This window comes from Fimbriimonadaceae bacterium (genome assembly GCA_023957775.1).
Taxonomy (GTDB): Bacteria; Armatimonadota; Fimbriimonadia; order Fimbriimonadales; family Fimbriimonadaceae; genus JAMLGR01.
Map to the genome: position 1 here is coordinate 35461 of JAMLGR010000018.1, position 25051 is coordinate 60511.

At 65.2% G+C, this 25051-nt stretch carries 27 protein-coding genes; 9 read left to right on the forward strand and 18 right to left on the reverse strand.

Features of this window, described 5'->3' with window-relative positions; all coding sequences use genetic code 11:
- From flhB to M9921_14135, 4 genes are read left to right on the forward strand one after another with little or no spacing between them, the layout of a single operon-like run.
- Window positions 1–1074: a flagellar biosynthesis protein FlhB gene (gene flhB, locus M9921_14120; protein ID MCO5297981.1), complete on the forward strand. Its 1074-nt coding sequence runs from the start codon at window positions 1–3 to the stop codon at window positions 1072–1074.
- Between the two features lie 32 nt (window positions 1075–1106).
- Window positions 1107–1565, forward strand: a complete 459-nt coding sequence (locus M9921_14125) for an OsmC family protein (protein MCO5297982.1) — start codon at window positions 1107–1109, stop codon at window positions 1563–1565.
- Window positions 1566–2357 (forward strand): triose-phosphate isomerase, encoded by a 792-nt coding sequence (gene tpiA / locus M9921_14130; GenBank protein MCO5297983.1) that lies wholly within the window; start codon window positions 1566–1568, stop codon window positions 2355–2357.
- Complete coding sequence (locus M9921_14135; protein MCO5297984.1) at window positions 2354–2887, forward strand: acyl-CoA thioesterase; 534 nt, start codon at window positions 2354–2356, stop codon at window positions 2885–2887. Before tpiA ends, M9921_14135 begins: the two co-directional genes overlap by 4 nt.
- Before the next feature lie 40 nt (window positions 2888–2927).
- Here M9921_14135 and M9921_14140 read toward each other — a convergent pair whose 3' ends face one another.
- From M9921_14140 to M9921_14180, 9 genes are all read right to left on the reverse strand, one after another.
- Complete coding sequence (locus tag M9921_14140; protein ID MCO5297985.1) at window positions 2928–3494, reverse strand: hypothetical protein; 567 nt, start codon at window positions 3492–3494, stop codon at window positions 2928–2930.
- A 27-nt stretch (window positions 3495–3521) separates the two neighbouring features.
- The gene (gene atpG, locus M9921_14145; protein MCO5297986.1) at window positions 3522–4388 is read right to left on the reverse strand and encodes an ATP synthase F1 subunit gamma; all 867 of its coding nucleotides are present in this window, start codon (window positions 4386–4388) and stop codon (window positions 3522–3524) included.
- Between the two features lie 18 nt (window positions 4389–4406).
- A complete protein-coding gene (atpA, locus tag M9921_14150) occupies window positions 4407–5939 on the reverse strand; it encodes a F0F1 ATP synthase subunit alpha (GenBank protein ID MCO5297987.1) in 1533 nt (510 codons plus the stop codon).
- A 21-nt stretch (window positions 5940–5960) separates the two neighbouring features.
- Complete coding sequence (gene atpH / locus M9921_14155) at window positions 5961–6512, reverse strand: ATP synthase F1 subunit delta (protein ID MCO5297988.1); 552 nt, start codon at window positions 6510–6512, stop codon at window positions 5961–5963.
- 2 nt (window positions 6513–6514) lie between these two features.
- On the reverse strand, window positions 6515–7132 hold the full coding sequence (gene atpF / locus M9921_14160) for a F0F1 ATP synthase subunit B (GenBank protein ID MCO5297989.1): 618 nt from the start codon (window positions 7130–7132) through the stop codon (window positions 6515–6517).
- Between the two features lie 22 nt (window positions 7133–7154).
- Window positions 7155–7475, reverse strand: a complete 321-nt coding sequence (locus M9921_14165; GenBank protein MCO5297990.1) for an ATP synthase F0 subunit C — start codon at window positions 7473–7475, stop codon at window positions 7155–7157.
- A gap of 71 nt (window positions 7476–7546) precedes the next feature.
- The gene (locus tag M9921_14170; protein MCO5297991.1) at window positions 7547–8398 is read right to left on the reverse strand and encodes a F0F1 ATP synthase subunit A; all 852 of its coding nucleotides are present in this window, start codon (window positions 8396–8398) and stop codon (window positions 7547–7549) included.
- Window positions 8398–8778 carry a hypothetical protein gene (locus M9921_14175; GenBank protein MCO5297992.1) on the reverse strand — a complete coding sequence of 127 codons (381 nt, stop codon included), beginning with the start codon at window positions 8776–8778 and terminating at the stop codon, window positions 8398–8400. The genes M9921_14170 and M9921_14175 overlap by 1 nt, the downstream gene beginning before the upstream one ends.
- Complete coding sequence (locus tag M9921_14180; GenBank protein ID MCO5297993.1) at window positions 8775–9248, reverse strand: hypothetical protein; 474 nt, start codon at window positions 9246–9248, stop codon at window positions 8775–8777. The genes M9921_14175 and M9921_14180 overlap by 4 nt, the downstream gene beginning before the upstream one ends.
- Window positions 9249–9268: 20 nt before the next feature.
- On the opposite strand from M9921_14180, the gene recG reads away from it, so the two are divergent.
- Entirely contained in the window at window positions 9269–11374 is a 2106-nt protein-coding gene (recG, locus tag M9921_14185; GenBank protein ID MCO5297994.1) for an ATP-dependent DNA helicase RecG, read from the forward strand.
- 12 nt (window positions 11375–11386) lie between these two features.
- Complete coding sequence (locus M9921_14190) at window positions 11387–11710, forward strand: rhodanese-like domain-containing protein (protein MCO5297995.1); 324 nt, start codon at window positions 11387–11389, stop codon at window positions 11708–11710.
- A 390-nt stretch (window positions 11711–12100) separates the two neighbouring features.
- On the opposite strand, the gene M9921_14195 is transcribed toward M9921_14190, so the two are convergent.
- The 3 genes from M9921_14195 to M9921_14205 all read right to left on the reverse strand — a co-directional run bounded on the left by M9921_14195 (window position 12101) and on the right by M9921_14205 (window position 14814).
- The gene (locus M9921_14195; GenBank protein MCO5297996.1) at window positions 12101–12832 is read right to left on the reverse strand and encodes a hypothetical protein; all 732 of its coding nucleotides are present in this window, start codon (window positions 12830–12832) and stop codon (window positions 12101–12103) included.
- An 8-nt stretch (window positions 12833–12840) separates the two neighbouring features.
- Window positions 12841–13302 carry a glutathione peroxidase gene (locus M9921_14200; GenBank protein ID MCO5297997.1) on the reverse strand — a complete coding sequence of 154 codons (462 nt, stop codon included), beginning with the start codon at window positions 13300–13302 and terminating at the stop codon, window positions 12841–12843.
- Window positions 13303–13416: 114 nt separating this feature from the next.
- Entirely contained in the window at window positions 13417–14814 is a 1398-nt protein-coding gene (locus tag M9921_14205) for a Sapep family Mn(2+)-dependent dipeptidase (GenBank protein ID MCO5297998.1), read from the reverse strand.
- A gap of 167 nt (window positions 14815–14981) precedes the next feature.
- Here M9921_14205 and galK point away from each other — a divergent pair, with 167 nt between their 5' ends.
- Together galK and M9921_14215 are read left to right on the forward strand one after the other, a co-directional pair.
- Entirely contained in the window at window positions 14982–16127 is a 1146-nt protein-coding gene (gene galK / locus M9921_14210; protein MCO5297999.1) for a galactokinase, read from the forward strand.
- 253 nt (window positions 16128–16380) lie between these two features.
- On the forward strand, window positions 16381–16650 hold the full coding sequence (locus M9921_14215) for a response regulator transcription factor (protein MCO5298000.1): 270 nt from the start codon (window positions 16381–16383) through the stop codon (window positions 16648–16650).
- Window positions 16651–16728: 78 nt separating this feature from the next.
- On the opposite strand, the gene M9921_14220 is transcribed toward M9921_14215, so the two are convergent.
- The 6 genes from M9921_14220 to M9921_14245 are packed head-to-tail and all read right to left on the reverse strand — an operon-like array spanning window position 16729 to window position 22079.
- A complete protein-coding gene (locus tag M9921_14220; protein ID MCO5298001.1) occupies window positions 16729–17379 on the reverse strand; it encodes a ComF family protein in 651 nt (216 codons plus the stop codon).
- Window positions 17342–17842: a DUF1854 domain-containing protein gene (locus M9921_14225; protein ID MCO5298002.1), complete on the reverse strand. Its 501-nt coding sequence runs from the start codon at window positions 17840–17842 to the stop codon at window positions 17342–17344. The genes M9921_14220 and M9921_14225 overlap by 38 nt, the downstream gene beginning before the upstream one ends.
- Window positions 17843–17869: 27 nt before the next feature.
- Window positions 17870–18403 (reverse strand): ribosome-associated translation inhibitor RaiA, encoded by a 534-nt coding sequence (gene raiA / locus M9921_14230; protein ID MCO5298003.1) that lies wholly within the window; start codon window positions 18401–18403, stop codon window positions 17870–17872.
- Window positions 18404–18413: 10 nt separating this feature from the next.
- A complete protein-coding gene (gene ispD, locus M9921_14235; protein ID MCO5298004.1) occupies window positions 18414–19544 on the reverse strand; it encodes a 2-C-methyl-D-erythritol 4-phosphate cytidylyltransferase in 1131 nt (376 codons plus the stop codon).
- On the reverse strand, window positions 19544–20665 hold the full coding sequence (locus tag M9921_14240; GenBank protein MCO5298005.1) for a hypothetical protein: 1122 nt from the start codon (window positions 20663–20665) through the stop codon (window positions 19544–19546). Before M9921_14240 ends, ispD begins: the two co-directional genes overlap by 1 nt.
- A 7-nt stretch (window positions 20666–20672) precedes the next feature.
- A complete protein-coding gene (locus M9921_14245; protein MCO5298006.1) occupies window positions 20673–22079 on the reverse strand; it encodes a transglutaminase family protein in 1407 nt (468 codons plus the stop codon).
- A 217-nt stretch (window positions 22080–22296) separates the two neighbouring features.
- Between M9921_14245 and topA the strand changes: the two genes are divergently transcribed.
- Entirely contained in the window at window positions 22297–24999 is a 2703-nt protein-coding gene (topA, locus tag M9921_14250) for a type I DNA topoisomerase (protein ID MCO5298007.1), read from the forward strand.
- Window positions 25000–25051: the final 52 nt, after the last annotated feature.

A 25051-nucleotide genomic window follows, 5' to 3' on the forward strand; every position in this document is an offset into this window, starting at 1 on the left:
ATGGCGGAGCAGGCCAGCGCCCAGGAAAGGACCGAAGAAGCCACACCCAGGCGGCGTCAAGAAGCGCGCCGCAAGGGCACGGTCGCCCGTTCCGCAGACCTGTCCGGGGCGATCGTCCTCGTGCTGTTGATGTTCGTGATGCCCGCGGCCATGGGGAACCTGGGGTTGGGCTTCATGCGCGGGTTTGCCATCGCCATGGCGACGCTTCCGGCGACGATGGACCACCCGACCCTGACCGCCTTCGCGTGGCGCTCTCTCGAACCGCCCTTGATGGGTCTGCTCCCGATCGTATTCACCGCGATGGTCGCCGGACTCGCCGCCAACTTCGCCCAGGTCGGGTTCGTGCTCTCCACCGAGTCGCTCTCGCCCCGCCTCGACAAGTTGAACCCGATGCAGGGGTTCAAGCGGCTGTTCTCCATGGCGGCGACGGTCGAGGGCCTCAAAGCGGCCGCGAAGAGCTTCCTTTTCGGTCTGTTGGCTTGGACGACCGTGCAGGCGCACTGGAACGAGCTGGTCAACCTCTCCTGGACGACCACGGGGGGAGCGATGGCGGCGATCGGGGGCCTGCTGCACGCCATCTTCCTCAAAGTCGCGATCGCGTGGCTGATTCTCGCGGCGCTCGATTATTTCTACCAACGCAAGCGCACGCAAAAGCAGTTGATGATGACCAAGGACGAGGTTCGGCGCGAGATGAAGGAGAGCGAGACCTCCCCGGAACTGAAGCAGGCCCAGGCCCTGCGCCGAAGGCGTCTCTCCAAGGGAAGAATGATGGACGCGGTTCGCAACGCCGACGTCATCGTGACGAACCCGACGCACTACTCGGTCGCGCTCAAGTACGAGGCGGGGAAGATGCACGCCCCTATGGTCGTCGCCAAGGGTGCGGACTACATCGCTCTGAAGATTCGGGAGGTGGCCGCGGAGCACCGGGTACCGGTGATTCCCGAGCCTCCCCTGGCTCGGGCGTTGTTCCGGCAGTGCGAGGCCGGCGACTTCGTGCCACCGGAGCTCTTCCAAGCCGTCGCCGAGATTCTCGCCCACGTGTACCGCACGATCCACGGCTTGGCCGAGGAGTAGTTCCCGTTCGCGGCCCCGGTAGAATAACGGCCATGGCGACGGTGCACGAGTATGCGGTGAAGGTGGAGTGGTCGGGCGGAAGAATGGGTTGCGGCACGGTAGGTGCCGAGCGCATCTCCTCGCCGCTGCCGTTGGCCGTGCCGCCCGAGTTTCAGGGAGCAGGAAACGGGACGAACCCCGAAGAGATGCTCGCCTGCGCGATCTGCGCCTGCTACGCGATCACCTTCGGCATCATCGCGGAGAATCGGAAGCTTCCCGTGGCGTCGTTCCGCACGGAAGCCACCGGCGAGGTCGAGCAGAACGGCCCGCAGTTCAAGTACCGTTCGGTCACAATCCGACCCACGATCGTTCTCTCGGCGGATGCCACAGACGAGCAGGTGGCGCTCACCGAGGAGATGGCGCACAAAGCCGACGCCTACTGCATCATCACCAACGCGGTGCGAGGAAATGTCGCCATCGAGGTCGAACCGACGATACGTAGAGGTCCATAAATGCGCACGAAGCTGGTCGTTGGCAACTGGAAGATGAACTTCACCGGTGCGGAAGCGACCGCCGTGGTGAAATCCTTCATCCGACACGTCGATGCGAAGAGCAACGTGGACGTGGTGATCTGCCCCTCGTTCGTGTCCCTTTGCAAGGTGCGCGAACTCGTGCGGGACACGCATGTGAAGCTGGGTGCCCAGGACGTGTTCTGGAAGCAGTCCGGGGCCTACACGGGCCAAGTCAGCGCGGCGATGCTCTACGACAGCGGGGCGGCGTTCTGCATCGTGGGGCACAGCGAGACGCGCGGCCGCTTTGGGAAGTCCGAGATCGAGCCGGGCATGGACGGTTACTTCTCGGAGTCGGACGCTTCGGTGAACCTCAAGATCCAGGCGTTGCTGTACCAGTCGATCAACCCGATACTCTGCGTGGGCGAGACGCTCGCCGAGCGTACGGCCGGCCAGACCGAGGCCGTGATCCGCAAGCAGCTTGAAGGGGCCATTCGCGGCGTCGAGCCCGCGGAGCTCTACTTCTTCGTGGTGGCTTACGAGCCCGTTTGGGCAATCGGCACCGGCGAGGTGTGCGACGCCGAAGAGGCCAACCGCGTGGCGAAGTTCATCCGGACCACGCTGGCCGAGCTGCTGAATCCCGAGGTGGTGGAGGAGATTCGAGTCCTGTACGGGGGAAGCGTGAAGGCGTCCAACTGCGAAGAGATCTTCGCGCAGCCCGAGATCGACGGCGGACTGGTCGGCGGCGCGAGCCTGGATCCCAAAGAGTTCAGCCGCATCGTCATGAGCGCATGAACGGCAAGACCGCCTCCTCGACCCGGGTCGAGACGTCCGAGGTGATGACGCCGAACCACGCGAACTTCCTCGGCAAGGTCTTCGGCGGTTCCATCCTCTCGATCCTCGACCTGGTCGCCTACGCCACGGCGTCGCGTTTTGCCGGCACGATCTGCGTCACCGCGAGTTTCGACCGGGTGGATTTCATCGAGCCCATCGAGGTGGGCGAGCTGGTCACGTGCGTGGGAACGGTGAGCTACGTGGGGCGCACGAGTGTCGAGGTCACGATCGAGGTGTTCGCCGAGCGTGTGTTCGAAGGGGTGCGCCGCCACACCAACACGGCGAGGGTCACGATGGTGGCGCTCAAGGACGGCAAACCCACTCCGGTTCCGAGGTTGGTGTGTGAGACTCGGGATGAGAAGATCCGCTACCTCGAGGGCCGTGCTCGGCGCGAAATGCGCGCGCTGCACCAGGAGGTCGACGCCAAGGCCGTGGCGTCCTTCGAGGCGATGAGCGATGCCGAACTGGACCAGGCGATCGTTGATCGTTGATCGTTGGTCGTTTATCGTGGTGCGTGGTGCCCAATACCTCCTACGATTCGTTCGGGTTCGGCACCAACCGCACGTCCCCTAGGAACTTTTTGAACTCGCCCAGCAGTTCGTCATAGCGGTCGAGGTAGGGCTCGCTCACGGCGAGGCTGACCATCACGGTGGTGTTGCCGCGCACGGTGAAGGCCGTGACCACGATCTTGTCCCCGCGCGTGCGGCGAATGGCCGAGAAGCGCAGCTCCTTCGACTGCATGTCCGGCAACCGCTCGGCCTTCCAATCGGGCTGGTTCTCTGCGGTGGTCGCCATGTAGTACTTGGCCAGGCCGTCCTCGTTCAGGTCCGGCGTGGGATTGATGTCCGAAACGATCCGGTTGCTCGCGCCCCGGATTTGGGACCGGGTCTCCTTATGTTCGAAGAGGAACTGGGTGAAGGGCGCGTGGGGCACGGCCACCCAGTTCGCCGGCCTCGGAAAGAGAATCTCGTAGTTCGAGGTGTCGGCAAAGGCGTGCGGCATGGTCTTGCGCAACACCAGGTACGCGCCGGCGATAACGAAGAGCGGCAACAAGGTGACGAAGACGTAGAACGCCTTCCGGCTGCGGCGGGGCTCCATAGCCCATCTTAACCCCAATCGGGCCGATTAGTTCTTCAACGCTTCGGCGCCGCTGACGACTTCGAGGATCTGCGTCGTGATGATCGATTGCCGCTCGCGGTTGGCCTTGAGCGTCAGCGTGTTGATCATCTTGCCGGCGTTGTCGGTCGCGCTGGTCATCGCGGACATGCGCGCGCCGTGTTCGGAGGCGGTCGCCTCGAGCATCGCCTGCCAGATCAGCCCCAGGAAGTACCGGGGAAGCAGCGTGTCGAGCAGTTGGGCGGGGCCAGGCTCGAAGAGGAACGACGTGTTGCCCGAGCGGGTTTCGCCGTCCTCCGATTGGGGCGTTTCGATGGGCAGAAGCTGCACGATTTGCGGCACCTGCCGGATCGGCGAGTAGAACTTGCTGTAGCAGATGAACACCGCGTCCACCTCGCCGGACTCGTACATCTCGCGCGCCTTGCGGGAGACTTCGATCGCATCCTCGAGGCGGGCTCCGGCGCTGGGAACGGTCACGCTGTGCGCGACTTCGTAGCCGCGCTTGCCGAGGAACACCATGCCCTTTTTGCCGACCGTGATCAGCTTGGCCTTGGCGGGTTGGGCCTTGAGGTAGTCCCACGCGCTGCGGATCAGGTTTGTGTTGTAGGAGCCGGCCAAGCCGCGTTCGGCGGTGATGAGGATCAGCCCGAACTTCTCGACGGGCCGTTTCTCCATCAGGGGGTGCGACGGCAGTTCGCCAGCGCTCGACATCGAGAGCATCAGCTCGCGCAGCTTCTCGCTGTACGGCCGCGCCTCGAGCACCCGATCCGTCGCCTTGCGCAGGCGCGCGGCGGCCACGAGCTTCATCGCACGCGTGATCTGCTGGATGTTGCGCGCGGTGCGGATGCGCTGACGGATTTGCTTGAGCGTCGCCATTCCTTGCCGGTGTCTTCCTTAGGCTTGCGCCTTGAACTTCTCCAGGTATTCGGCGTTCGCCTTCTTGATCGACTCTTCGGCCTCTTTGGTGAACTCCTTGCTGGTGCGGATGCCCTCGATGGCGTCGGGGTAGTGCTCCTTGACGTGCTCGAGGAGTCCTGCGGCGAACGGGGCGACCTGCTCGGAACTCAGCTCGTCCAGGACGCCGGACGTGCCCGCGTAGATGATGACGACCTGATCGACGACGTTGTAGGGCGTGGCGAGGTCCTGCTTGAGCAGCTCGGTGAGTCGCTGGCCCCGGATGAGCTGCATCTGCGTGGCCTTGTCGAGGTCGCTCGCGAACTGGCTGAACGCCTGGACCTCGCGGAACTGCGCCATCTCAAGCTTGAGCCGGCCCGCGACGGACTTCATCGCCTTGATCTGGGCGTTGCCGCCCACGCGGCTGACCGAGATGCCGACGTTGATCGCGGGGCGGACGCCGGCGAAGAACAGGTCGGGCTCGAGGTAGATCTGCCCGTCCGTGATTGAAATCACGTTCGTGGGAATGTAGGCGGACACGTCGCCGGCCTGCGTTTCGATGATGGGAAGCGCGGTCAGCGAGCCGCCGCCATTCTCATCGGAGAGCTTCGCCGCGCGCTCGAGCAGGCGGCTGTGCAGGTAGAAGACGTCGCCGGGATACGCTTCGCGGCCCGGCGGGCGGCGGAGCAGGAGCGACAGCGCGCGGTAGGCCTGCGCGTGCTTGGAAAGATCGTCGTAGACGACCAAGGCGTGCTGTCCGTTGTTGCGGAAGAACTCGCCGATCGACGCGCCGGCGAACGGCGCGAGGTACTGCATCGCGTTGGGGTCGGACGCGCTCGCGACGACGACCGTGGTGTATTCGAGGGCGCCATGCTCGCGCAGCGTTTCCACGACGCGGGCCACGTTGGACATCTTCTGGCCGATCGCGACGTAGATGCAGAACACGGGGCTGCCGCCCGGCTCGTGGGTGTGCTTCTGGTTGAGGATCGTGTCCACGCAGATCGCGGTCTTGCCGGTCTGGCGGTCGCCGATGACCAGCTCGCGCTGGCCGCGGCCGATGGGGATCATCGCGTCGATGGCCTTGATGCCGGTCTGCAGGGGCTCCTTCACGGGCTGGCGGTCCACGACGCCCGGCGCGTTCACCTCGATGCGGGAGAACTGTTCGGAGGCGATGGTGCCGAGACCGTCGAGGGGCTGGCCGAGGGCATTGACGACGCGGCCGAGGATGGCGTTGCCGACCGGAAGCTCGATGATGCGGCCGGTCTCCTTGACCGGATCGCCCTCTTTGATCAGCGTGTCGTCGCCCATCAGCACGGCGCCGATGCTGTCCTCTTCGAGGTTGAGCGCGAGGCCCATCACGCCGCCGGGAAACTCGAGGAGTTCGCCCATCTGGCAGTCGGGAAGACCGTAGATGCGGGCGATGCCGTCGCCAACCTGGAGCACGGTGCCGACGTGCTCGACGTCCACCTTGCGCTCGAACTTCTGAAGCTCCTGCTCCAGTATCGATGTGATCTCTTCGGGTCGAATGGCCATGGGTTTCTCTTGTGGGGAGCGTTAGTTCTGTTTCAAAACATCGTAGAGGAGCGTGTCGCGCAGCCGCGCGAGGCTGCCGGACACGGTTCCGTCGAGGACGTAGTTGCCGAAGGCGACTTTCACGCCTCCGAGCACTGAGGGATCGACTTTGAATTCGGGTTCGACTTTCTTGCCCGACTTGCTCGCGAACTTCTCGACGAGGGCTTTCTTCTCCGCGTCGCTCAGCTCGACGGAGGAGGTGAAGACGGCCCGCAGGGCCTGCTCGTGTTCGCGGCGCAGCCGCAAGAACTCGTCGTAGACGCCCTCCACCTCGCGTTCGCGGCGCTTGGCGATCATCAGGCGCAGGGCCTGCATCGTGAGGGCGGTGATCCGGTCGGAGAACAGCTTCTCGGCGATCTTCGCCCGCTCGTCGCGGGCGACGTTGGGGCTGAGTAAGAAGTTGCGGAACCGATCGTCGTTGGCGATCATGCCGGCGATGGCCGCCATATCGTCCTCCACGGCGGCCACCACGTCGTTCTTCAACGCGGTGTTGAAGAGCGCCTGGGCGTATCGTTTCGCGACGCGGTTGTCCATGCCTAGCTCGGCACCTCGACCTGGTCGATGAACTCCTGCACGAGCTTGCGGTTCGTGTCCGAGTCCACATTCTTGCCCAGGATGCGTTCGGTCGCTCCGAGCGTGAGGTGGGTGACGTGCAGCCGAACCTCGCTCAGCACCTTGTTCTTCTCTTGCTCGATCTCCTGGCGCGCCTTCTCGACCAGTTCGTCGGCTTTGGCCGACGCTTCGGCCATCAGCGTGGTGCGCAGGGTCTGCGCCTCGCGGATCTGAGTCTGGATCTGTTCGCGGGCCCGCGCTTCCGTGGACGCCAGGCGTTGCTCGTACTCGGACCGCATCGCATCCATCTTGGAACGGAGCTGTTCGGCCTCGGTGAAGGTCTTCTCAAGCTCGCTGTTGCGCTCGTTGATCGCCTCGCTCAGCGGCTTGACAAAGAAGATGTTGATGACCGGCAACAACACCAGCACCACGCCCATTTGCGTGAGCATCTTGCCCAGATTGAAGTCGATCCCTTCAAGAAGCGGGGGAGCCGTGTCCTTGAAGACCGTGCCTCCAACCGCGACAAGCACAAGGCCCACGACGACCCAGATCAACGATCCGGGGCTGATGGCGCCGAGCTGAGTTCGCCTGCGAGTGATCATGTTGTTACCGTGCGCGAGCGCGTTAGCGGACCGCGACCGTCTCCACCGGGGCGGAGGCGTTCGACGCCTGGGCGTTCTGGTCCATCGGGCGAACGATCGCCGCGGTGGGGGACGCGCCGGGCGCGGGGACCTTGGCGGCCATGCCGTTCATGACGACGAAGGTGAGAATGACGAGCGACTCGATCAGAGCGAGACCGAGAATCATCGCGCCCTGGATCTTTCCCGAAGCCTCTGGCTGTCGCGAAATACCGGAAACAGCACCGTTCGCGGCCATACCCTGGCCGATTCCGGCACCAAGAACTGCGAGGCCCATTCCAAGGCCGACGCCGAGAGCGACTGACATATCCATTTTGTTAGACCTTCCTCCTGTCTTCACCCCGCCTTCGCGGAGCAAAACCTACCGTAGCGTTCAATTCAAGATGCGTGGACGAGACGGGAATCGGCATGGCCGTCCCCATGGCCGTGCGCCTCTTCGTGGTGATCGTCGCCGTGCGCTGTGACGGTGGCGATGTACACGCAAGAGAGAAGCACGAAAACGAAAGCTTGGACCAAGGCAACCAAGAACTCGAGCGGGAAGATCACCGCACCCAGCGGCACGTGAAAGCCGCCGAGCGTCACCATGTTGTCGAGCGCGGCCTTGGCTGCGTGGCCCGCGGAAATGTTCCCGTAGAGACGTACCGAGAGCGAGAGCACCTTGATCGATTCGCTGATCAACTCGATCGCGAAGATGAGCGGCGTGACGACAAGGCCGATGACGCCCAGACTGGGTCCTGCAAAATGCTTCACGTGCAGCAGGAAGCCCATGATCGCGGCCATCACGACGCCGCGCCCCTTCTTGCGCTGCTCAACGTAGTTGCCTGCGATGCCTTCCCACTGGACGTAGCCCAATACGACCAGGGCCATCGCAACGTTGAGGCTCCAATCCGCGGTCGGGGTGTGGGGAAGGATCAGCCCCATCAAGTTGCCGAAATAGATGATCAGCCACAGCCCGAGAATGAACGGCACGTATTTGCGGCCGTGCGGCCCGATCACGCTCAGGCACATGTTCTCGACGAACAGGTAGGCCTGCTCGGCCATCAGGGTGAAGGGGTTCCGGAACACGCCTTTGCCGGTCATCCCCGACCGCGCCATCGCCAGCAAAGCAAAGATGACCGTGACGATCACGCCGCTGTAAACGAAGATGGGCCAACCGAGAGCGTGGTGAGCGCCTTCGCCTCCTTCGGCGGACGCAAACATCATCGGTGCGAACTGAAACAGGCCGTCCATCAGTAAAAAGGGCCTTCGCGGTGCATTCGAGAATCGAGGAGCGCCAGAAGGACCAGCACGGAGTATACCAGCCCCAACCCTGCCAAAAAGCAAGCCATCGCGGAATCCCCAAGGCGGATCGCGAACGTGATCGCGACCCAGTAAAGCGGCAGCTTGATCAGAAACACGACGGTGGCGAATCCGGCGAATCCGCTTGACGCCCCGCCTTTCTGTCCGACCAGCCACGCGAGAGCGGCGAACGATCCGATGCTGAACATCGCCAGCCCCGCCCCCAACGCGAAGCCCAAAGCCTGATCGCCCCTCGACAAAGCCGCGAGCACGAGGCTGGCGACAACGACCGCCGCGCCGCACAGGCCGAGAGTCCGAAGCGCCGGCCTCACGGCCGGTTGGGGCCCTTGGTGATCATCACCACGACCGCGAGGAACCCGGCGAAGAGCCCGATCACCGTGCCCCACGTCTGCCACTGGTTGCCGCCAGATCCCTGATCGACGAAGTAACCGATCAGCCAGCCTGCGATGAGGGGTCCGACGAACAGATAGGCCAGGCCGATCCCGAACGCAACACCACGGTACGACTCGCGATCCGACCGCGTGGGATCGCCCTTGCGCGGCTTGCGTTTGTACTCCCACTCGGGTGGCTCTGGCATCGCACCGGACCGCAGTTGGCGGCTTTTGTCCTCAATCTCCTTGAGTCGGGCGTCGAATTCGTCGTCTGGATCCGCAGCCGCGCTTGGGGCTCCCGAGCCATGGTCCGCGCCGAGCAGCCGGTCCGCGGCCTCTTGCGCGGCCTTCTCGATCGCATCGAGATCGGGCTCGTCGTCGTCCGAACGGTGAGGGGCGTCGTCCGCCATACTCACAAGGTACCGCACGTATGTCTGCACCTGGTTCCGGATTCGCAACACGATCGCTTCAGACCGACGCCCAGTTCCTCAAGGGCGTCGGACCCCGTCTGGCGCCGCTCCTCGCCAAGGCGGGACTGCGCACGGTGTACGACGTGCTGCTCCACCTCCCCCGACGGTACGAAGACCGCACCAACCTCCCGCCCATCCGCAACCTGCGGCCCGGCCAGTTCGCCACGATCCGGGGCACCGTCTCGGACTTCGAGGGCCGCTCCGCGCGACGCGGCGGGGTCGTCGTGCTCAAAGCCCTCGTGGGAGACGCCACCGGAACGGCGACCCTCGTCTGGTTCAACCAGCCTTGGATCACGAAACGCCTCGCGGGCTACGACGGCGAGATCATCGCGTACGGGCTGGTCAAGGAGGGAACGTACGGCTGCGAAATCCACTCCCCCGAGTTCGAGCTGCTGGGTGACGACGACGACCCGGACGCGTTTGCCAAGATCGTCCCCGTCTACCCGCTCGTCGAGGGGTTGCAGCAGTTCGTCGTGCGCCGCGCGGTGGATGCGGCCCTCGAGGGCTACCTCGGCTTCGTGGAGGACCCCCTTCCCGAGGAGTTCCGCCGCCGCCACAAGCTGCAGAAGCTCCAGTGGGCGATCCGCCAGGTGCACCATCCCGAAAGCGAGGAGTTTCGCCTCAAGGCGCGCAAGCGCCTGGTGTTCGACGAGTTCTTCCACCACCAGGTGGGATTGGCCATGCGCCGCGCTGAAACCCAGCTCGAACGCGGGATCGCCTTCGGCCTGGCCGATGTCCCGGACCTGAAGGCCCAAGTGCACCAGATGTTCCCGTTCGAGCTGACCGGCGCCCAAAGCCGCGTGGTGGAGGAGATCTGGAGCGACATGGCCTCGCCGCATCCGATGAACCGGCTCGTGCAGGGGGACGTCGGCTCGGGCAAGACCGCCGTGGCCGCGGCGGCCCTGCTGGCCGCCATCCGGTGCGGCTTCCAAGGCGCGCTGATGGCCCCGACCGAAATCCTCGCCGAACAGCACTGCGCGCACCTGCACCGACTTCTGGATCCCCTGGGGGTCCGCACGGCGTTGCTCGTCGGCAAGCAGACGCCGACCCAAAAGAAGAAGGCCGCGGCAGCCGTTGCGAAGGGCGAAGCCGACCTCGCGATCGGGACGCACGCGCTGATCCAAGAGGGCGTCGAGTTCCAGCGGCTGGGGCTGGTCGTGATCGACGAGCAGCACCGGTTCGGCGTGCTGCAGCGGCTCGCCCTGCGCGAAAAGGCGCTCGGCAACCCCGATGTGCTCGTGATGACCGCGACGCCCATCCCGCGGACGCTCACGATGACCCTCTACGGAGACCTCGAGCTGTCCGTCATCGACGAGATGCCGCCAGGCCGGCAGCCGATCAAGACGTGGTGGAAGCTGCCGCACGAACGGCCTTCGGTGTACGACGCGGTGCGCAAGCTCGTGTCGGAAGGGCGGCAGGCCTATATCGTGTGCCCCATGGTGAGCGAGGGCGAGAAGATGCTGGCCCAAGCCGCCGAAGAGCTCTACGCGCGCCTCTCGCAGAAGGAGTTCCCCGACCTTCGGGTGGGGCTGCTGCACGGCCAGCTCAAGGTCTCCGAGAAGGAGGCGGCCATGGACCGCTTCCGCGCTGGCGAGATCGATGTGCTGGTGAGCACCACGGTGATCGAAGTGGGCGTGGACGTGCCGAACGCCACGATCATGGTGGTGGAGGACGCGAACCGGTTTGGCCTGAGCCAGCTTCACCAACTGCGCGGCCGCGTCGGCCGCGGCTCGGAGCAGAGCTTCTGCGTGCTCGTCGCGGACGCGAAGACCGACGATGCGCGCGAGCGGATGGACGCGCTTGTGGGAACGAGCGACGGGTTCAAGATCGCGGAGACGGACCTGCGGCTTCGAGGCCCGGGCGAGATCGCCGGCACGCGCCAGAGCGGCAACCTCGATTTCAAGATTGCGGACCTGGTGCAGGACGGCGTGCTCCTCGAGGCCGCGCGCCAGGCGGCGATGGAGCTGATCGCCGAGGATCCCGGGCTGAAGAGGCCGGAGCATGCGAAGATTCGGGAGCGCGCCTTGCGCCAGCCCGGCGAGGTCGCGGTGATCGCGTCGTCGTAGAAGAAGCTGCCGATGCAGATTCCCGAAATCACCCCCCAAGAACTGAAGGCCGAACTCGCAGGCCCCACACCCCCAGTCCTGGTCGACGTGCGCGAGCCCTTCGAACTGGAGATCGCGAGGCTGGACCCCCACGTGCTGATTCCCATGGGGGAATTTGTCGAGCGGATGGGGGAGTTGGGCACCGAGGACGACTTGGTCATCGTGTGCCGTTCGGGCTCGCGCAGCGCCCGGGTGACCGCGTTCCTGCTCCAGCAGGGCTATCGGCGGGTCCGAAACCTCGCGGGCGGCGTCTTGCGATGGTCTCGGGACGTCGACCCCACCATGCGACGCTACTGATCGTGGTTTGTGGTTGGTGGTTTGTGGTTGTGGTTGTGGTTGAAGCCCCTCGCCCCTCCCCCTTCCGAGGGGCAGGGGGTGAGGGGACTGCCGGTACTCTTGTTGAATGTCCGACTCGCCTCAGGACTCGCGACAACTCCCGCTGACGTTCATTCTGCTGATCACCGCAGCCCATCTCCTTCTGGCCTCGGTGGGTCTTCACTGGTGGATGCCACAAGTGAGAAGTGTGTTCGTCGATCTGGGCATCTCCCCCACGCCGACCATGGAGTTCGTCCTGTCGGGTCGGCTCGCACTCCTTGCGCTAGGTGCCAATGGATTACTGGCAGTCATCAGTGTGTGGAGGCGGACACCTCTCACGGCGATTTTTGGCATCAGTGCCGTTGTCTTCTTTCACTTAGCGGTCACGTTTGTGGTCCTCTCGAGGCCAGCAATCACCCTGGTGGAACATCTGTCATCCGGTGGTGCGGGTGGCTCTTGATGACCTGGGGAAATCCACACAAAGTCCTTCTCGCCAATCCCTCCGCCAGAATTCGGCACCAAACGCTTTCGTTCCCGCTTCAGCTCGAATCCCCTGGCGCCGACACGGTATTCGCTCACCTGCTCAGTGCGGCTGAATAACTTCCCGCGAATGCGGGTTTCGCTTTGTACGCCTCCCACCCACCGGTCGTACAGAGTCAACTCGTCCACCAACCCATCGGAACGGTGAAGAGCGACGACGTTCTTCCACTCGTCGCGCCGGGACAGGACGAGCGGCTCGGTTTCGCCCTCGCCGACAACCCACAAGAGCGTACGAGACCAATTGGGAACCGGAACATCGATTAGGAGGAGGCGCTGGCCCGACACGACCGGAAACGCCAACGCGGACGACTGGGCAACGAAGCTTGGCAGCGACGCGGCAATGACCAGATCCGGCATCCTTTCGCTGAGGCCATCGATCCGAGCCTCCCACAAGAGGGCGTCGTTCCGACGCACGGCGACGGTCGTGAAGACCTGCAAGGCCTCCGAAATGCTCACGCGCACCACCGCGCTCCATCGAGCGCCCCCGTGGTCCAGCCATGAGAAGGGGAACGTCGCAACAGGGAAAGAAGTGAGCCAGGGAAGCAAAGCCAGAATCCCGAGCATCGGCCGACCTATTTCTTCGCCAACGCTTGGTTGATCCTCTCCAAGACTTCGGGAGCGTCGGGCTGGGTCTTGGCGGGGAATCGGGCCATCACCTTGCCGTCTCTCCCGATCAGGAACTTGGCGAAGTTCCAGTCGATATCGGTCTCCACGCCGTCGTTGTCCAGCAGCCACTGGTAGAGGGGTGCGATCCCCTCGCCCTTCACCACGATCTTGGCGAACATGGGGAACGTCACCTTGTAGGTCTCGGTGCAGAACTGATAGATCTCGGCGTTCGTGCCCGGTTCCTGGCGGTTGAAATCGTTGGCGGGGAAGCCCAGCACCGCGAACCCCTTTGCCTTGTTCTTGCGGTACAGCGCCTCGAGGCCGGCGTACTGCGGCGTGTTGCCGCACTTGCTGGCCACGTTGACGACGAGCAGCACCTGCCCCTTGAAGCGCGCCAACGGCACGGGTTTGCCGTCGATGCCGTTCATCGTGAAGTCGTAGATGGTCGCGGGACCGGTCAGGAGGGTCGAAGCGAGGACGGTGAGTGCGAGGATGGACATAGTCGTTGGTCGTTCTTCGTTTGTCGTTTGTCGGGGGAGGGATTAGGCCTTGAGTTGGGTCATTTCAAAAAGGATATGTGCGTAGATACGGCTCATCTTGTACAGATGCTCCACTTTGAGGCGTTCGTCGTTTTCGTGGGCGTCCCCGTCGCCGGGCCAACCCGTGCCGATGCTCACCGTGTTCGGGATGGCGCGGGCGTAGGTGCCGCCTCCCATCACGCCGGGGGCCTTGGTCTCTCCGGTCTCCTCTGCCACGACCTTGCAGATCGTCTGGACCAGCGGGTGCTCCAGGGGAAAGAAAAGCGAGGGGCTGTCGTCGAAGTCCGCCAACTTCCATCCGCTCGCCAGCGTGGCGAGGTGATCGGTGCACGACTGGCTGACCTGCTGGCCCTTCCACGTCACGGGATAGCGCACGTTAAATAGAAGTTTCAACTTGGAATCTTCAACAGAAACAACGCCGAGGTTGCACGTAAGGTCCTTGCTGGCCTCGTCCGCGCCGGCGATGCCGAGGCCCGCGCCTCCGAGGTGCGCGCTCCAGAGCAGCTCTTCGTAAAACGTCTCGCTTTCGAGCGGGGCGAGCTCGGCGAGGAAGCGGAACACGCGAATCGCGGCCGAGTCTCCGCCGAATGGGATCGAGCCGTGGCACGCCTTCCCGATCGCCTCGATCCGCAGCAGGTCGCCGTCCCACCGCCACACGACGTTGCGGTCCCACGCGTCCGCGAGCTTGGCCTCGACGTGGGGCCGCGCCCCGGGACCCACGCGGACCGCCGCCTGGCACGCGTCGATGACGATGTTCGGCCGTTGGCCACCGGAAGCCTCCACGAGCGCGAACTCCCCGGAAGGCAGCGGCACCTCCACGTGGAGGTTGGCGATCCCCTTCTCCGCGTGGATCAAGGGCCACCCGCTGTCGGGGGCCACGCCGAAGGTGGGAGGCTCCTCGACCTGCACGTAGCGGTGCACGCACTCGAACCCCGACTCCTCGTCGCATCCGAACACGATCCGAACGCGGCACCCGAGGTCTCCGGCGACCTCCTTCAGCGCCCGCGCCGCGTAGAACGAGGCCATCGTCGGGCCTTTGTCGTCCGTGGAGCCCCGGGCATAGAGGTAGTCGCCGTCGATCTCCGCGCCGAACGGCTCGTGTTTCCACCCATCGGAAACGGGCACAACGTCGAGGTGGCCAAGCGAGACGATCAGTTTCTCCCCGGTCCCGAACTCGGCATAGCCGCAGTAGCCATCGAGGTCCTTGGTGCGCATGCCCCATCGCTCGCCCAGGGCGAGCGCGAGGTCGAGCGCTTTGCGATTGGCCGCGCCAAACGGGGCTCCGGGCTCCGCCTCGGTCTCCACCGAGGGGATGCGCAACATGGCGCGCGTGTCGTCCAGCAGTTCGGATTCGTGGGCGCGCAGCCACTCCTGGGCGCGCTCGACTCGAGGATCGGCCATGAGCCGAGGTTACCCCTGCGCCCTCCACGTAAGAAAAAGGGCGCACACAACGATCCCGGGCGGCTAGTGGGACCTTCGTGGCGCCACAGGGTGTATTCCATGGCCGGGCCGTGCTGGCCCCGGTAAAAATGTCGCTTCTTGGGATCGGCCCGCTCTCGGGTAAGACCATGCCCATGCACACAGAGGTCGAGGAGGCGTTCGCCGAGCGGTTTGGAGGCGAGCCCGGGGTGGTGGTCCGGGCACCCGGTCGGGTGAACCTGATCGGGGAACACACGGACTACTCCGACGGGTGGGTGATGCCGGTCGCCATCGACCGAGAAACATGGGTCGCGATGCGCCCCACGCGAGGAGAAACGTGGCTGGAGTCGCGCGAGTGCGGCCCGGCGAACCCCTTCCACATCATGGACGTCGAGCCGGGCGCCGTCACGGACTGGGGGGCCTATGCGGCGGGGGTCGGCTGGGCGCTCCGCCAGTGGGGCTTTGAAGACGTCGACGACCTCGAGGGCGTGGTGGCCAGCAACATCCCCATGGGCTCGGGGCTTTCAAGCAGCGCGGCGCTTGAGGTCGCCGTTGCGCTGGCGTGGAGCACGCTGCACCGCTGGGGCCTGGATGGCTGGGAGTTGGCCAAGGTGTCTCGGGAGGCGGAGAATCGGTTCGTCGGCGTCGCGTGCGGGATCATGGACCAGGCGGTCTGCGCGTTGGCGCGCCCCGGGTGCGCGATGATGCTGGACACCCGCTCGCTCGAAGCGCGCCACGTGCCCTTGCCCCCGCATTGGCGGATCGTGATCTGCGACACGTGCACGCCCCGCACGTTGGCGGGTTCCGCGTACAACGAGCGGCGCAGGGAGGTGGAGCGGGCCGCCGCGGAGCTTGGCGTGGCCTCGCTTCGGGACGCGACGCCGGAATCGTTGGAAGCCGGGCGTGGATCCTTGGATCCGCTCCTCGATCGTCGAGCGAGACACGTGGTCGGCGAGAACCTGCGCGTCGCGGCATTCGCCGTCGCGCTCGAAAGCGGGGACGCGCGGGCTGCGGGAAAGGCCATGGCTGAAAGCCACGAGAGCCTCCGAGACCTGTTCGAGGTTTCCAGTCTCGATTTGGACGCGATGGCGGAGTCCGCAGCGGGAGCGCCCGGGTGCATCGGGGCCCGCATGACGGGTGCCGGATTCGGGGGCGCGTGCGTCGCCCTGGTCGAGGAGGCCCAGGTGGACGAGTTCATCGAGGCCGCCGGGAGGGGGTTTCACGCGCGGACGGGAGGTTTGGGTAGATTCAGTACTTGCTATGCGGTCGGCGGCGCTTGCGTCATCGACCGGTGAGTTGGATGCCAAGGGTGGAACACGGAGCGCAGATTCGACTTCCTAAGGATGTCGGTTTCGGGCCGAAGTCGACCTGTGGCGTTCGCGGTGATGAGAGTGGGAAGCTTGGTGATGGGGACGAAAGAGGGCGCAGGCCCGGCATTTTTGGCGGAATTCGGGTTCCGCACAATTGCCATATCAAAAACACCAGCCCTGTGTGGAAAGAAGAACCTAGGCGGTTACTTCAATTAGGAATGAGGGGTGGGTCATGCCAATGCCAAGCACAGCTAGAACGGAATCGTCGCAGCGCGCGGTTCGACTAACGAAAAGGGAGATCGAGGTTCTGAGCCTCATCGCCCAGGGTCACAGCAGCAAGGAAGCCGCGGAGACCCTGTACGTATCGAAGCGCACTGTGGACTTCCACCTGGCAAACATCTACGACAAGCTCCAGGTCAACAACCGTGTTCAAGCGTTCCGCGCTGCGACGCGATTGGGCCTGATCCCGTTCGAGCCGACGTTCGGCCACGCACGGGGAGAGTCGTAGCAACAACGACAACGTAGACTTGGATTGCATGTCTTTTCGGAGCGGCCTCGCCATTGCTGTGGCGGGGCCGCGGTCGTTTTAGCCGCTCGCAAAGGTGAGGGCGTCCACGGCGGAGGCACCAGCCGCCCGCAGCGCCTGCGCGCACGCTTCCAACGTGCCTCCCGAGGTGCGTACGTCGTCCACCAGCACGATGCGGCGTCCCTGCACCTCCGGATGCGCGGCGAAGGCGTCGTGCAGATTCGCGGCGCGGGCCTCCCGGCTCAGGCCGGCCTGCGGCGATGTCGCGTGGGTGCGTCGGAGCAGTTCCGGGCGCACCGCGGTTCGATCGAAGCGCTCGCACAGCAACTCGGACTGGTTGAAGCCGCGCAGGCATCTCCTGGACCAGTGGATGGGAACGGGCACGATCCACGCGCCCTCCATAAAGCCCCAGCGACCGGCGGCCTCCGCCAGCATCGTCGCCATCGGCGCGGCGAGGGACGTCGAGCGGCCGTACTTCAGCCGCTGAACGGCCTGGGCGGCTCGGCCGGTGTACCGCCAGAGGCAGGCCCACTCGTCGATGCTGGGGACGTGGGCAGGTTCGATGCCCCCTTCGTATGCTTCGAACTCGGCCGTGCAGACGCTGCAGAGCGCGGGCAGGCCCGTCAGGCCGCAGAGCGCGCATTGGGGCGGATAGACCGCCTCGAGAATCTGCCTAAGCGAGGCGGTCCAGGTGATTCCTGCTCCGCGCATCGAGCGCCTCCGCGTTGGGGATTTCGTAGCGCAAACCGTCGACGCTGGTGATCATCCAACGGTCGTTCTGCACCTCGTGGGCGCTGTCGCGCCAGTTCCGGACGTAAAACGTGATCTCGCCGCGCTGGGTCTTCACGTGGAACCGCCACATGCCGGCATCTTGGCGCAGGTCCAGGATGCGCTCGATGGGGGGCGTGAAGTACCTGCGCTCCAGCGCGGAGCGCACAAGGTCCCGGCTCGTGCGGTCGAGCGCGTCGAGCGAGCGCAGAATGCCGACCTCGTGTCCTTCCGCGTCTTGGACGGAGATGTAGGCGTCGGGCTCGCTGAGCGGAAAGATGCGCCGGAACCTCGCCGAGAGCACCGTGCGGTCGCCCTCGATTTCGAGGCGCGGGTGGACGGCCCCCTCGATGGGGATCACGCGCACGAGATCGGGCTCCAGATAGCGCAACGGTTCCGAGACCATACGCGCATTATGATCTGCGTCGAGGCGCTACATTTCGGGCTGCAGAATGCCGTACTGGCCGTCTCGGCGCTTGTAGAGGACCTCGACCTGCGAGCTGATCTCGTTCTTGAACACGAAGAACGGATGGCCGACCATCTCCATCTGGAGGGCGGCCTCCTCGGGCGACATCGGCTTGAGCAGGAAGGTCTTCCGCTCGCGGATCTCGATGAAGCCGTCGCCATCGGCCTCGGCCTCCGGTTCGAGTCCCGACGGGGGCTGGACGCCCTTCTTCCGATGGCTCTTGATCAGGCGTCCCTTGAGCCGTTTGAGCCGGGCTTCCAACTTGTCGCTGACCTTGTCGATGGCCTCCCGCAACGTCGGTTCGGTGTCCTCACCACGGATCGTGAAGCCGTCGGCGAACACCGTGATTTCGAGTCGGTGGCCACTTTTCTCTTCGCGGTGCACCATTTCGACCTTGTGCGCTTGATGGAAATACCGCTCCAGCTTTCCCAACTTCTCCGCGGCATATTCGCGATCGCGCTTGGTGACGTTGCCTTCGGCGTTTCTCACTAACAGGTCCATCTCGTGCTCCTCATGGCGCCTCGGCGAGTGTGGCGACGGCGTAGGCCGCAATCCCCTCACCCCGCCCCAGCGCTCCTAGTTGTTCGTTGGTCGTCGCTTTGATGCTCACCCGATCGACGCAGATTCCCACCGTGTCGGCAATGCGGCCGCGAATGGACTCGGCCCGCGGCATCACCTGGGGGGTTTCGGCGATCACGGTTGCATCTATGTTCACAATACGCCACCCGCGTTCCTTCAGCATCCGCGCGGCCTCTGCGAGGAACATGGTCGAGTCGCAGTCCTTCCACCGCGGGTCCTTGTTCGGGAAGTGCTGGCCGATGTCCCCGAGCGCCGCCGCGCCCAGGAGGGCGTCGCACACCGCGTGGAGGAGGGCGTCGGCGTCGGAGTGCCCGGCAAGGCGCGGAGTGCCCTCGAAACGTTCGCCGCCCAGCACGAGCACGCCCTCTCCGGGCGGTGCGAAGGCGTGGACGTCGTACCCGATTCCCGTCCGCGTCTCACCCACACCAAGATGCGCGCGTGCACGTTCCCAATCATCGGGTGTCGTGAGCTTGAAATTGAGCGCCTCTCCAGCGACGATGCAGGGCGCGACCCCCGTGGCCTCGAGCATCGACATCTCGTCGGTGTGCGACTCGTCTGCCAGCTCGTAGGCTCGGGCCAACAGCTCCCTGCGGGCCGCCTGCGGCGTCTGCATGGCGACCAGGCGGCTCCGGTCCAGCGTGCGCACCATGTCGCCGGCCCGCTCCTTCACCGTGTCCGCGATCGGGACTCCCGGAGCGCAGGCGCCGGCAGCCTCCGCGCCATCGATCACGCGGTCGATCAAGACCGCGGAGGGAAACGGGCGCGCCGCGTCGTGCACGAGCACGATCTCGGTTCCGTCTGGCAGGGCGCGCATCGCGCATCGGGCGCTCTCCAACCGAGTCCGGCCGCCGGGGACGACGAAGAGGGCGTCTGGCGCCGCCTCCCGCACGGAGGATTCCCCCTCGGGCGAGCACACGACGCCGACCGCGTCGATGCGGGGGTGGTCGCGAAGGGCGTCGAAGGCCCATCGCCAAACGGGTTTTCCGCGCAGGACGCGCGCGAGCTTGTCTTCGCCGAAGCGCTCGCTTCGACCCGCGGCGAGGAGAACGGCGACCGTGTGCATCAGGAGTTGCGGTACCGGGGTTTGCGTCGGCTCGGCGCGGGATCGTCTTCGGTCTCCTCGCCGCTCGGAAGCTCCGCGAAAATCATCTTGCCGCGCTCGGTTTGGATCACTTGGGTCACGACCACGTCCATGGTCTCGCCCAGATGCTCGCGCCCGCTCTCCACCACGACCATGGTGCCGTCCTCGAGGTAGCCCACGCCCTGGCCGACCTGGTTGCCCTCGCGAATGATGGTGAGGGTGAGCCTCTCCTTGGGCAACACGTTCGGACGCATCGACAGGGCCAGGTCGTTGAGGTTGAGCACCTTGACCTCCTGCAGCGCGGCCACGCGGTTGAGGTTGAAGTCGTTGGTCACGATGTCGGCCCCGATGACCTTGGCGAGCGCGACGAGCCTCGAGTCCACTTCGGCGTCCTCGGGAACGAGCCGGTCGTGGATCCGCACTTCGAGCGGGAAATCCGATTGGAGGTGGCGAAGGACGTCGAGGCCCCTCCGGCCGCGCTGGCGGCGAAGCGGGTCGTGGCTGTCGGCGATGTGCTGCAGCTCCTCGAGCACGAAGCCGGGAACGTAGAGCTGGCCCTCGAGAAACCCCGTGCGGGCCACGTCGTACACGCGGCCGTCGATGATCACGTTCGTGTCGAGAATCTTGATTCCGCGCCTGCGTCCCCTCGCCTTGCCCTTGGTCCAGGGAAGCACTTCGCTCATCGACTGCAGGGCGTAGACGCTCAACGTGGCGAACCCCAGCGTGAGGCCGAAGATGGCGAACGGGACGTACGCCGTGGCGAAGATCGCGTTGAACAGGAAGAGGAACGGCGACGACGCGACCAGGCCGGCGAAGATGCCGAGAAACAGCGTGACTTTGTCGCCGCTGTCCATCCGGTCCCACTGTTCGAGGAAGCGGTAGAAGAGGCGGGCCAGCATCGTGCCGATGCCGACGCCGATCATCGTGCCGAGCACGGCCATCGCCACGACGCTGGAACTGGGGACTTCGAAGGCCGCCGTGGGGTCCGACCGGGACTGCGCCATGCGGAACAGCCACGTCATGAACGAGTTGGCGGTCAGCGCCCCGGCGATGGCGCCGCCTGCCGCGAAGCCGGCTTGAAGGACGAGTCGGAAGTAGCGCATCAGCCCGCTATCCGCCTCCCACCGCTTCCATCACTTCGACCTTGACCGAGTCGAGGAAACCAAAGAGGAAGGCGTCCTCGACCGAGCCCTGGGCCAGTTTGATGTGGGCGGCGCTGACACGATGCCGGGGCCGGGTCGCGTCGATACCTATCCAATTCGTCCCGTCCCAAATCTCGGTCCACGCATGATAGTAGAACAAACCGTCCGCGGCGACCAACCCGGCCACCACCCTTGCCGGGATCTTTGCGGCGCGCATCAGGGTTGCCGTCAGAATGGCGTAGTCGCGGCAAACGCCTTCTCGCGTCCGCAGGATTTCGGACGCGTCGCGCAACACCCCGATTCCCGCATCTGGCCGCATGATCGAATGGACGTAGTCTTGAATACTCCATGCCGCCTCGACAGTGTTGGGACGTCCGGCGGTCAGCTTTCGACTCAGCTCGCGAAACGCGGCGCTCTCCGATGGGATGTAAAGGCCGGGCTTGAGCCATGCGGTCTGACCCGCGTCCGACCCCTTTGCGCCGGACGCGCGCGGGGACACCGGATGCGTCTCGACGATCCACGCTTCGCCTTGGCGCACGACGGTCTGGTGCGCGTCGTTGGGGATGCGGGCGAGATCGACTCCGGTGATCTTGAGCTTCAGCCGCGTCAGGGTCTCCGGGTTCGGCAGCGGCTTGTCCGGCGCGATACGCGTCGACGTGGCCAGGTCGGTGGACGGCAGGTACCCCGTCGCCGAGCCGTCCAGCGCCTCCTCGCGCGACAGGGGAAGCATCGCCAAGCCCATCGGACCCTCGATCTTGACCAGGTCGCCCTTGGCGGAAACGAACACCTTGAGCGTCGCCCGGGGGTCCGAGATGTCGATCCGCGTGGCGTCCACCGGCTTGCCCTTCACATCCGTCCGCTCCTTGCCGACGAGCGTCGCCGTGTTCTTCACGAGGCTCACGGTCGTGGGATCGAGGACGTAAAAGGCGCTCGTGGCGCCCGGCGAGGCGCGCTCCACCAGATAGGGAATGGGGTCGTCGACGATGCGCGCCCCCTTGGGGATCTCGAGGGTCTTGTGGGAGCGGGCGCCGGAGTTGTCGATCTCCACCTCGATCGCCTTCGCGCCGAAGGTGGCGTCCACGATCTGTGCCCGTCCGCCGCTCGACGTGGTGAACTTCATCGCCAGGGGCGAGCCGTCCGCCGCGAGCCACGAGGTGGATTCCATCCGAAGGCTCATGGCTTGGCCGAGGAGGCCGGCGTTGAAAAGGGTCCTCGAATCGGAGCGGGTGACCTCGCGGCCGTCGCGCTTCTCGGCACGGGACGCGTACGAGGCGTAACCCACCTTGACGCCCTGAAGGTACAGCCCGAGCCAGACGTCCTGGGCGGACGCCAGACACGCGACCAGAAACACGGCCATGGCTAGGACTTTTTTCATGGGCTGACTCATGCCTACGGATCAGGGCTGCGCAAGGTTTCCGTTCTCTCTTCCAAACGTGCAAAACAGGTCGCAGGTCCGCCCCTTTGGAGAATCTTCTCTTTAGAGAAACCTGCCGATACGTTGACAGGGAGCTGTCAGTTTGGTAGCATCGCCGTCCGTAGACCCATGGAACCTTTCGGCGGCGGCGTCGATCTCAGGTTGTCGGGTACCGCCTATGTCCAAGAAACTTGTCATCGTCGAATCGCCGGCCAAGGCCAAAACCATCGCCGGCTACCTGGGCTCCGACTACGAGGTCGAGGCCAGCATCGGCCATATCCGAGACCTGCCGCTGAACGGCAAGAGTCTTCCCGAGGCGATTCGAAAGGAGTGGTGGGCGGATTACGCGGTCAACGTGGACGAGGGTTTCGAGCCTATCTACGAGGTTCCCGCCGAGAAGAAGGCGCAGGTTCAGAAGCTGCGGGCGGCGATGAAAGGGAAAGACACGCTCGTGCTCGCCACGGACGAAGACCGCGAGGGCGAGAGCATCTCCTGGCACCTCCTGCAGGTTCTGAAACCGGCCAAGGGCGTGGACGTCAAGCGGATCGCCTTCCACGAGATCACGAAGGAGGCCATCCACGCGGCGCTGCGCAATCCGCGCGATCTGGACGACGGGCTCGTGGAGGCGCAGGAGGCGCGGCGGATCCTGGACCGGCTCTACGGCTATGCGCTGTCGCCCGTGCTCTGGACCAAGATCGGCGGCGCCTTGAGTGCGGGGCGCGTGCAAAGCCCCGCGGTGAAACTGATCGTCGAGCGCGAACTCCAGCGGCGCGACTTTCGCCGGGCCGGCTACTGGGACCTCAAGGCGACGCTCAAGGCGGAGGACGGCACCTTCGAGGCGGAGCTGCGCACCCTGGACGGGCAGCGGGTCGCCAACGGGAAGGACTTCGACCCCCACACCGGGGCGCTCAAGGACGATCGGGCGCTGCTCTTGTCCGAGGCCGATGCCGCCGCCCTGGCGGACGGGGCGCGAACGGCTCGCCCCTGGACCGTTTCCAAGCTCGAGACCGAGGAGGGCCGCGAGAAGCCGCCGCCCCCCTTCATGACCACCACCCTCCAGCAGGAGGCGAACCGAAAGCTGCGATTCTCCGCGGACCGCACGATGCGCGTCGCCCAAACCCTGTACGAAGGCGTCGAGATGGGCGGCGAGCGCGTGGGTCTGATCACCTACATGCGCACCGACAGCTTGACCCTGTCCCAGACGGCCCTCGACCAGACCAGAGCGGCGATCGAGAAGCTCTACGGGGCGAACTACCTGCCGGACAAGCCCGTCCGCTACGCGTCGAAGGTCCGCAACGCCCAGGAGGCGCACGAGGCCATCCGTCCCACCGATGCCCTCCGACGTCCCGAAGACGTCTCCCGCCACCTCAACGAGGATCAGCGGAAGCTGTACGAGCTGATCTGGAAGCGCACGGTCGCGTGCCAGATGGCCCAGGCGCGGGTTCTGCGCACCTCGGTCGAAGTGAAGGTGGACGCGGGCGGCAAGGACCTGCGGTTCGCCGCGCGGGGCCGCCAGATCCTCTTCGACGGTTTTCTTCGCGCCTACGTCGAGGGTTCGGACGATCCCGAGGCGGAGCTCGAGGGCACCGAACGGCGGTTGCCGGCGCTGGCCCAAGGCATGGAGTTGGAGCCCGTCGACGTCGGCGCCGCGGGGCACGAGACGCGACCGCCGTCCCGCTACACGGACGCCTCGCTGATCAAAAAGCTCGAGGAGCTGGGGATCGGCCGGCCGAGCACCTACGCGTCGATCATCAGCGTGATCGTGGATCGCGGCTACGTGCGCAAGTCCGGTCGGGAGCTGATCCCCTCGTTCAAGGCGTTCCTCACCGTCCACCTCCTCGACGAGAATTTTGGCGAGTTCATGGAGCTGGGATTCACGGCTCAGATGGACGAGTCGCTCGACGAGATCGCGGGGGGCCGTCTGGATTCGAAGAAGTACCTCGGCGAGTTCTTCTTCGGCACCGACGCGCATCCGGGGCTTAAGCCCGCCGTGGACGAACGCAAGCGCGCGATTCCATTCCCCGTATACGAGATCGGTCGGCACCCCGAGCTGGACGTCCCGATCGTCGTTCGGATCGGGAAGGATGGCGGGGCGTTTCTCCAAGTGGAAACCGAATCGGGGAAGAAGTACGCCAACGTGCCCGAGGACCTCGCGCCCGCGGATCTCACCGTCGACAAGGCGCTCGAACTGTTCGAGCAGAAGGCCGGGGCGCCGATCGAAATGGGTACGCACCCCGACACCGGCAAGAAACTCTTCTTGAAGCAGGGAAGGGACGGGTTCTACATCGAGGTCGAGCGCGACCCGGTCCCCGCCGCTCCAGCGGAAGGGGCGCCCAAGAAGGGACGCAAGAAGACCGACGAAAAGGCGAAACCGGTGTGGATCTCGGTGCCGCGCGGCATCGATCCGCGCGAACTGCCCCGCGAGGAGCTGGACGCCCTGTGCCGTCTTCCGCGCAAGATCGGGGACCACCCCGAAACGGGCGAGCCCGTGATCTTCCGCCTGGGCAAGTTCGGTCCGTACGTCCAGTGCGGCGCCGAGATCCGGAACGTGGAGGATTGGCGCAAGGGGCTGACGATGTCCCTGAACGAGGCTCTCGAGGTGCTCGCGCAACCCAAGTTCGCCAAACGGGGCGCCCCCGCGGCCCTGAAGGAGTTTGGCGCGCTCGAGGGCGCGTCAGGGCCTGTGAAGGTGCTCAGCGGCCGTTTCGGCCCTTACGTGACGGACGGGACGATCAACGCGACCTTGCCCAAGACGATGGACCCTGAGAGCGTGACCGCGGAAGCCGCGCTCGAACTGTTGCAGAAGAAGGCCGCCGCAGGCCCCTCCACCAAGCGGTTTGGCCGGAAGAAGGCCGGCCGGAAGCCTGCGAAGAAGAAGTAATGATTCGTTTGTCGTCTATCGTCTATCGTTCATCGGGTTCCGGACGACAAAC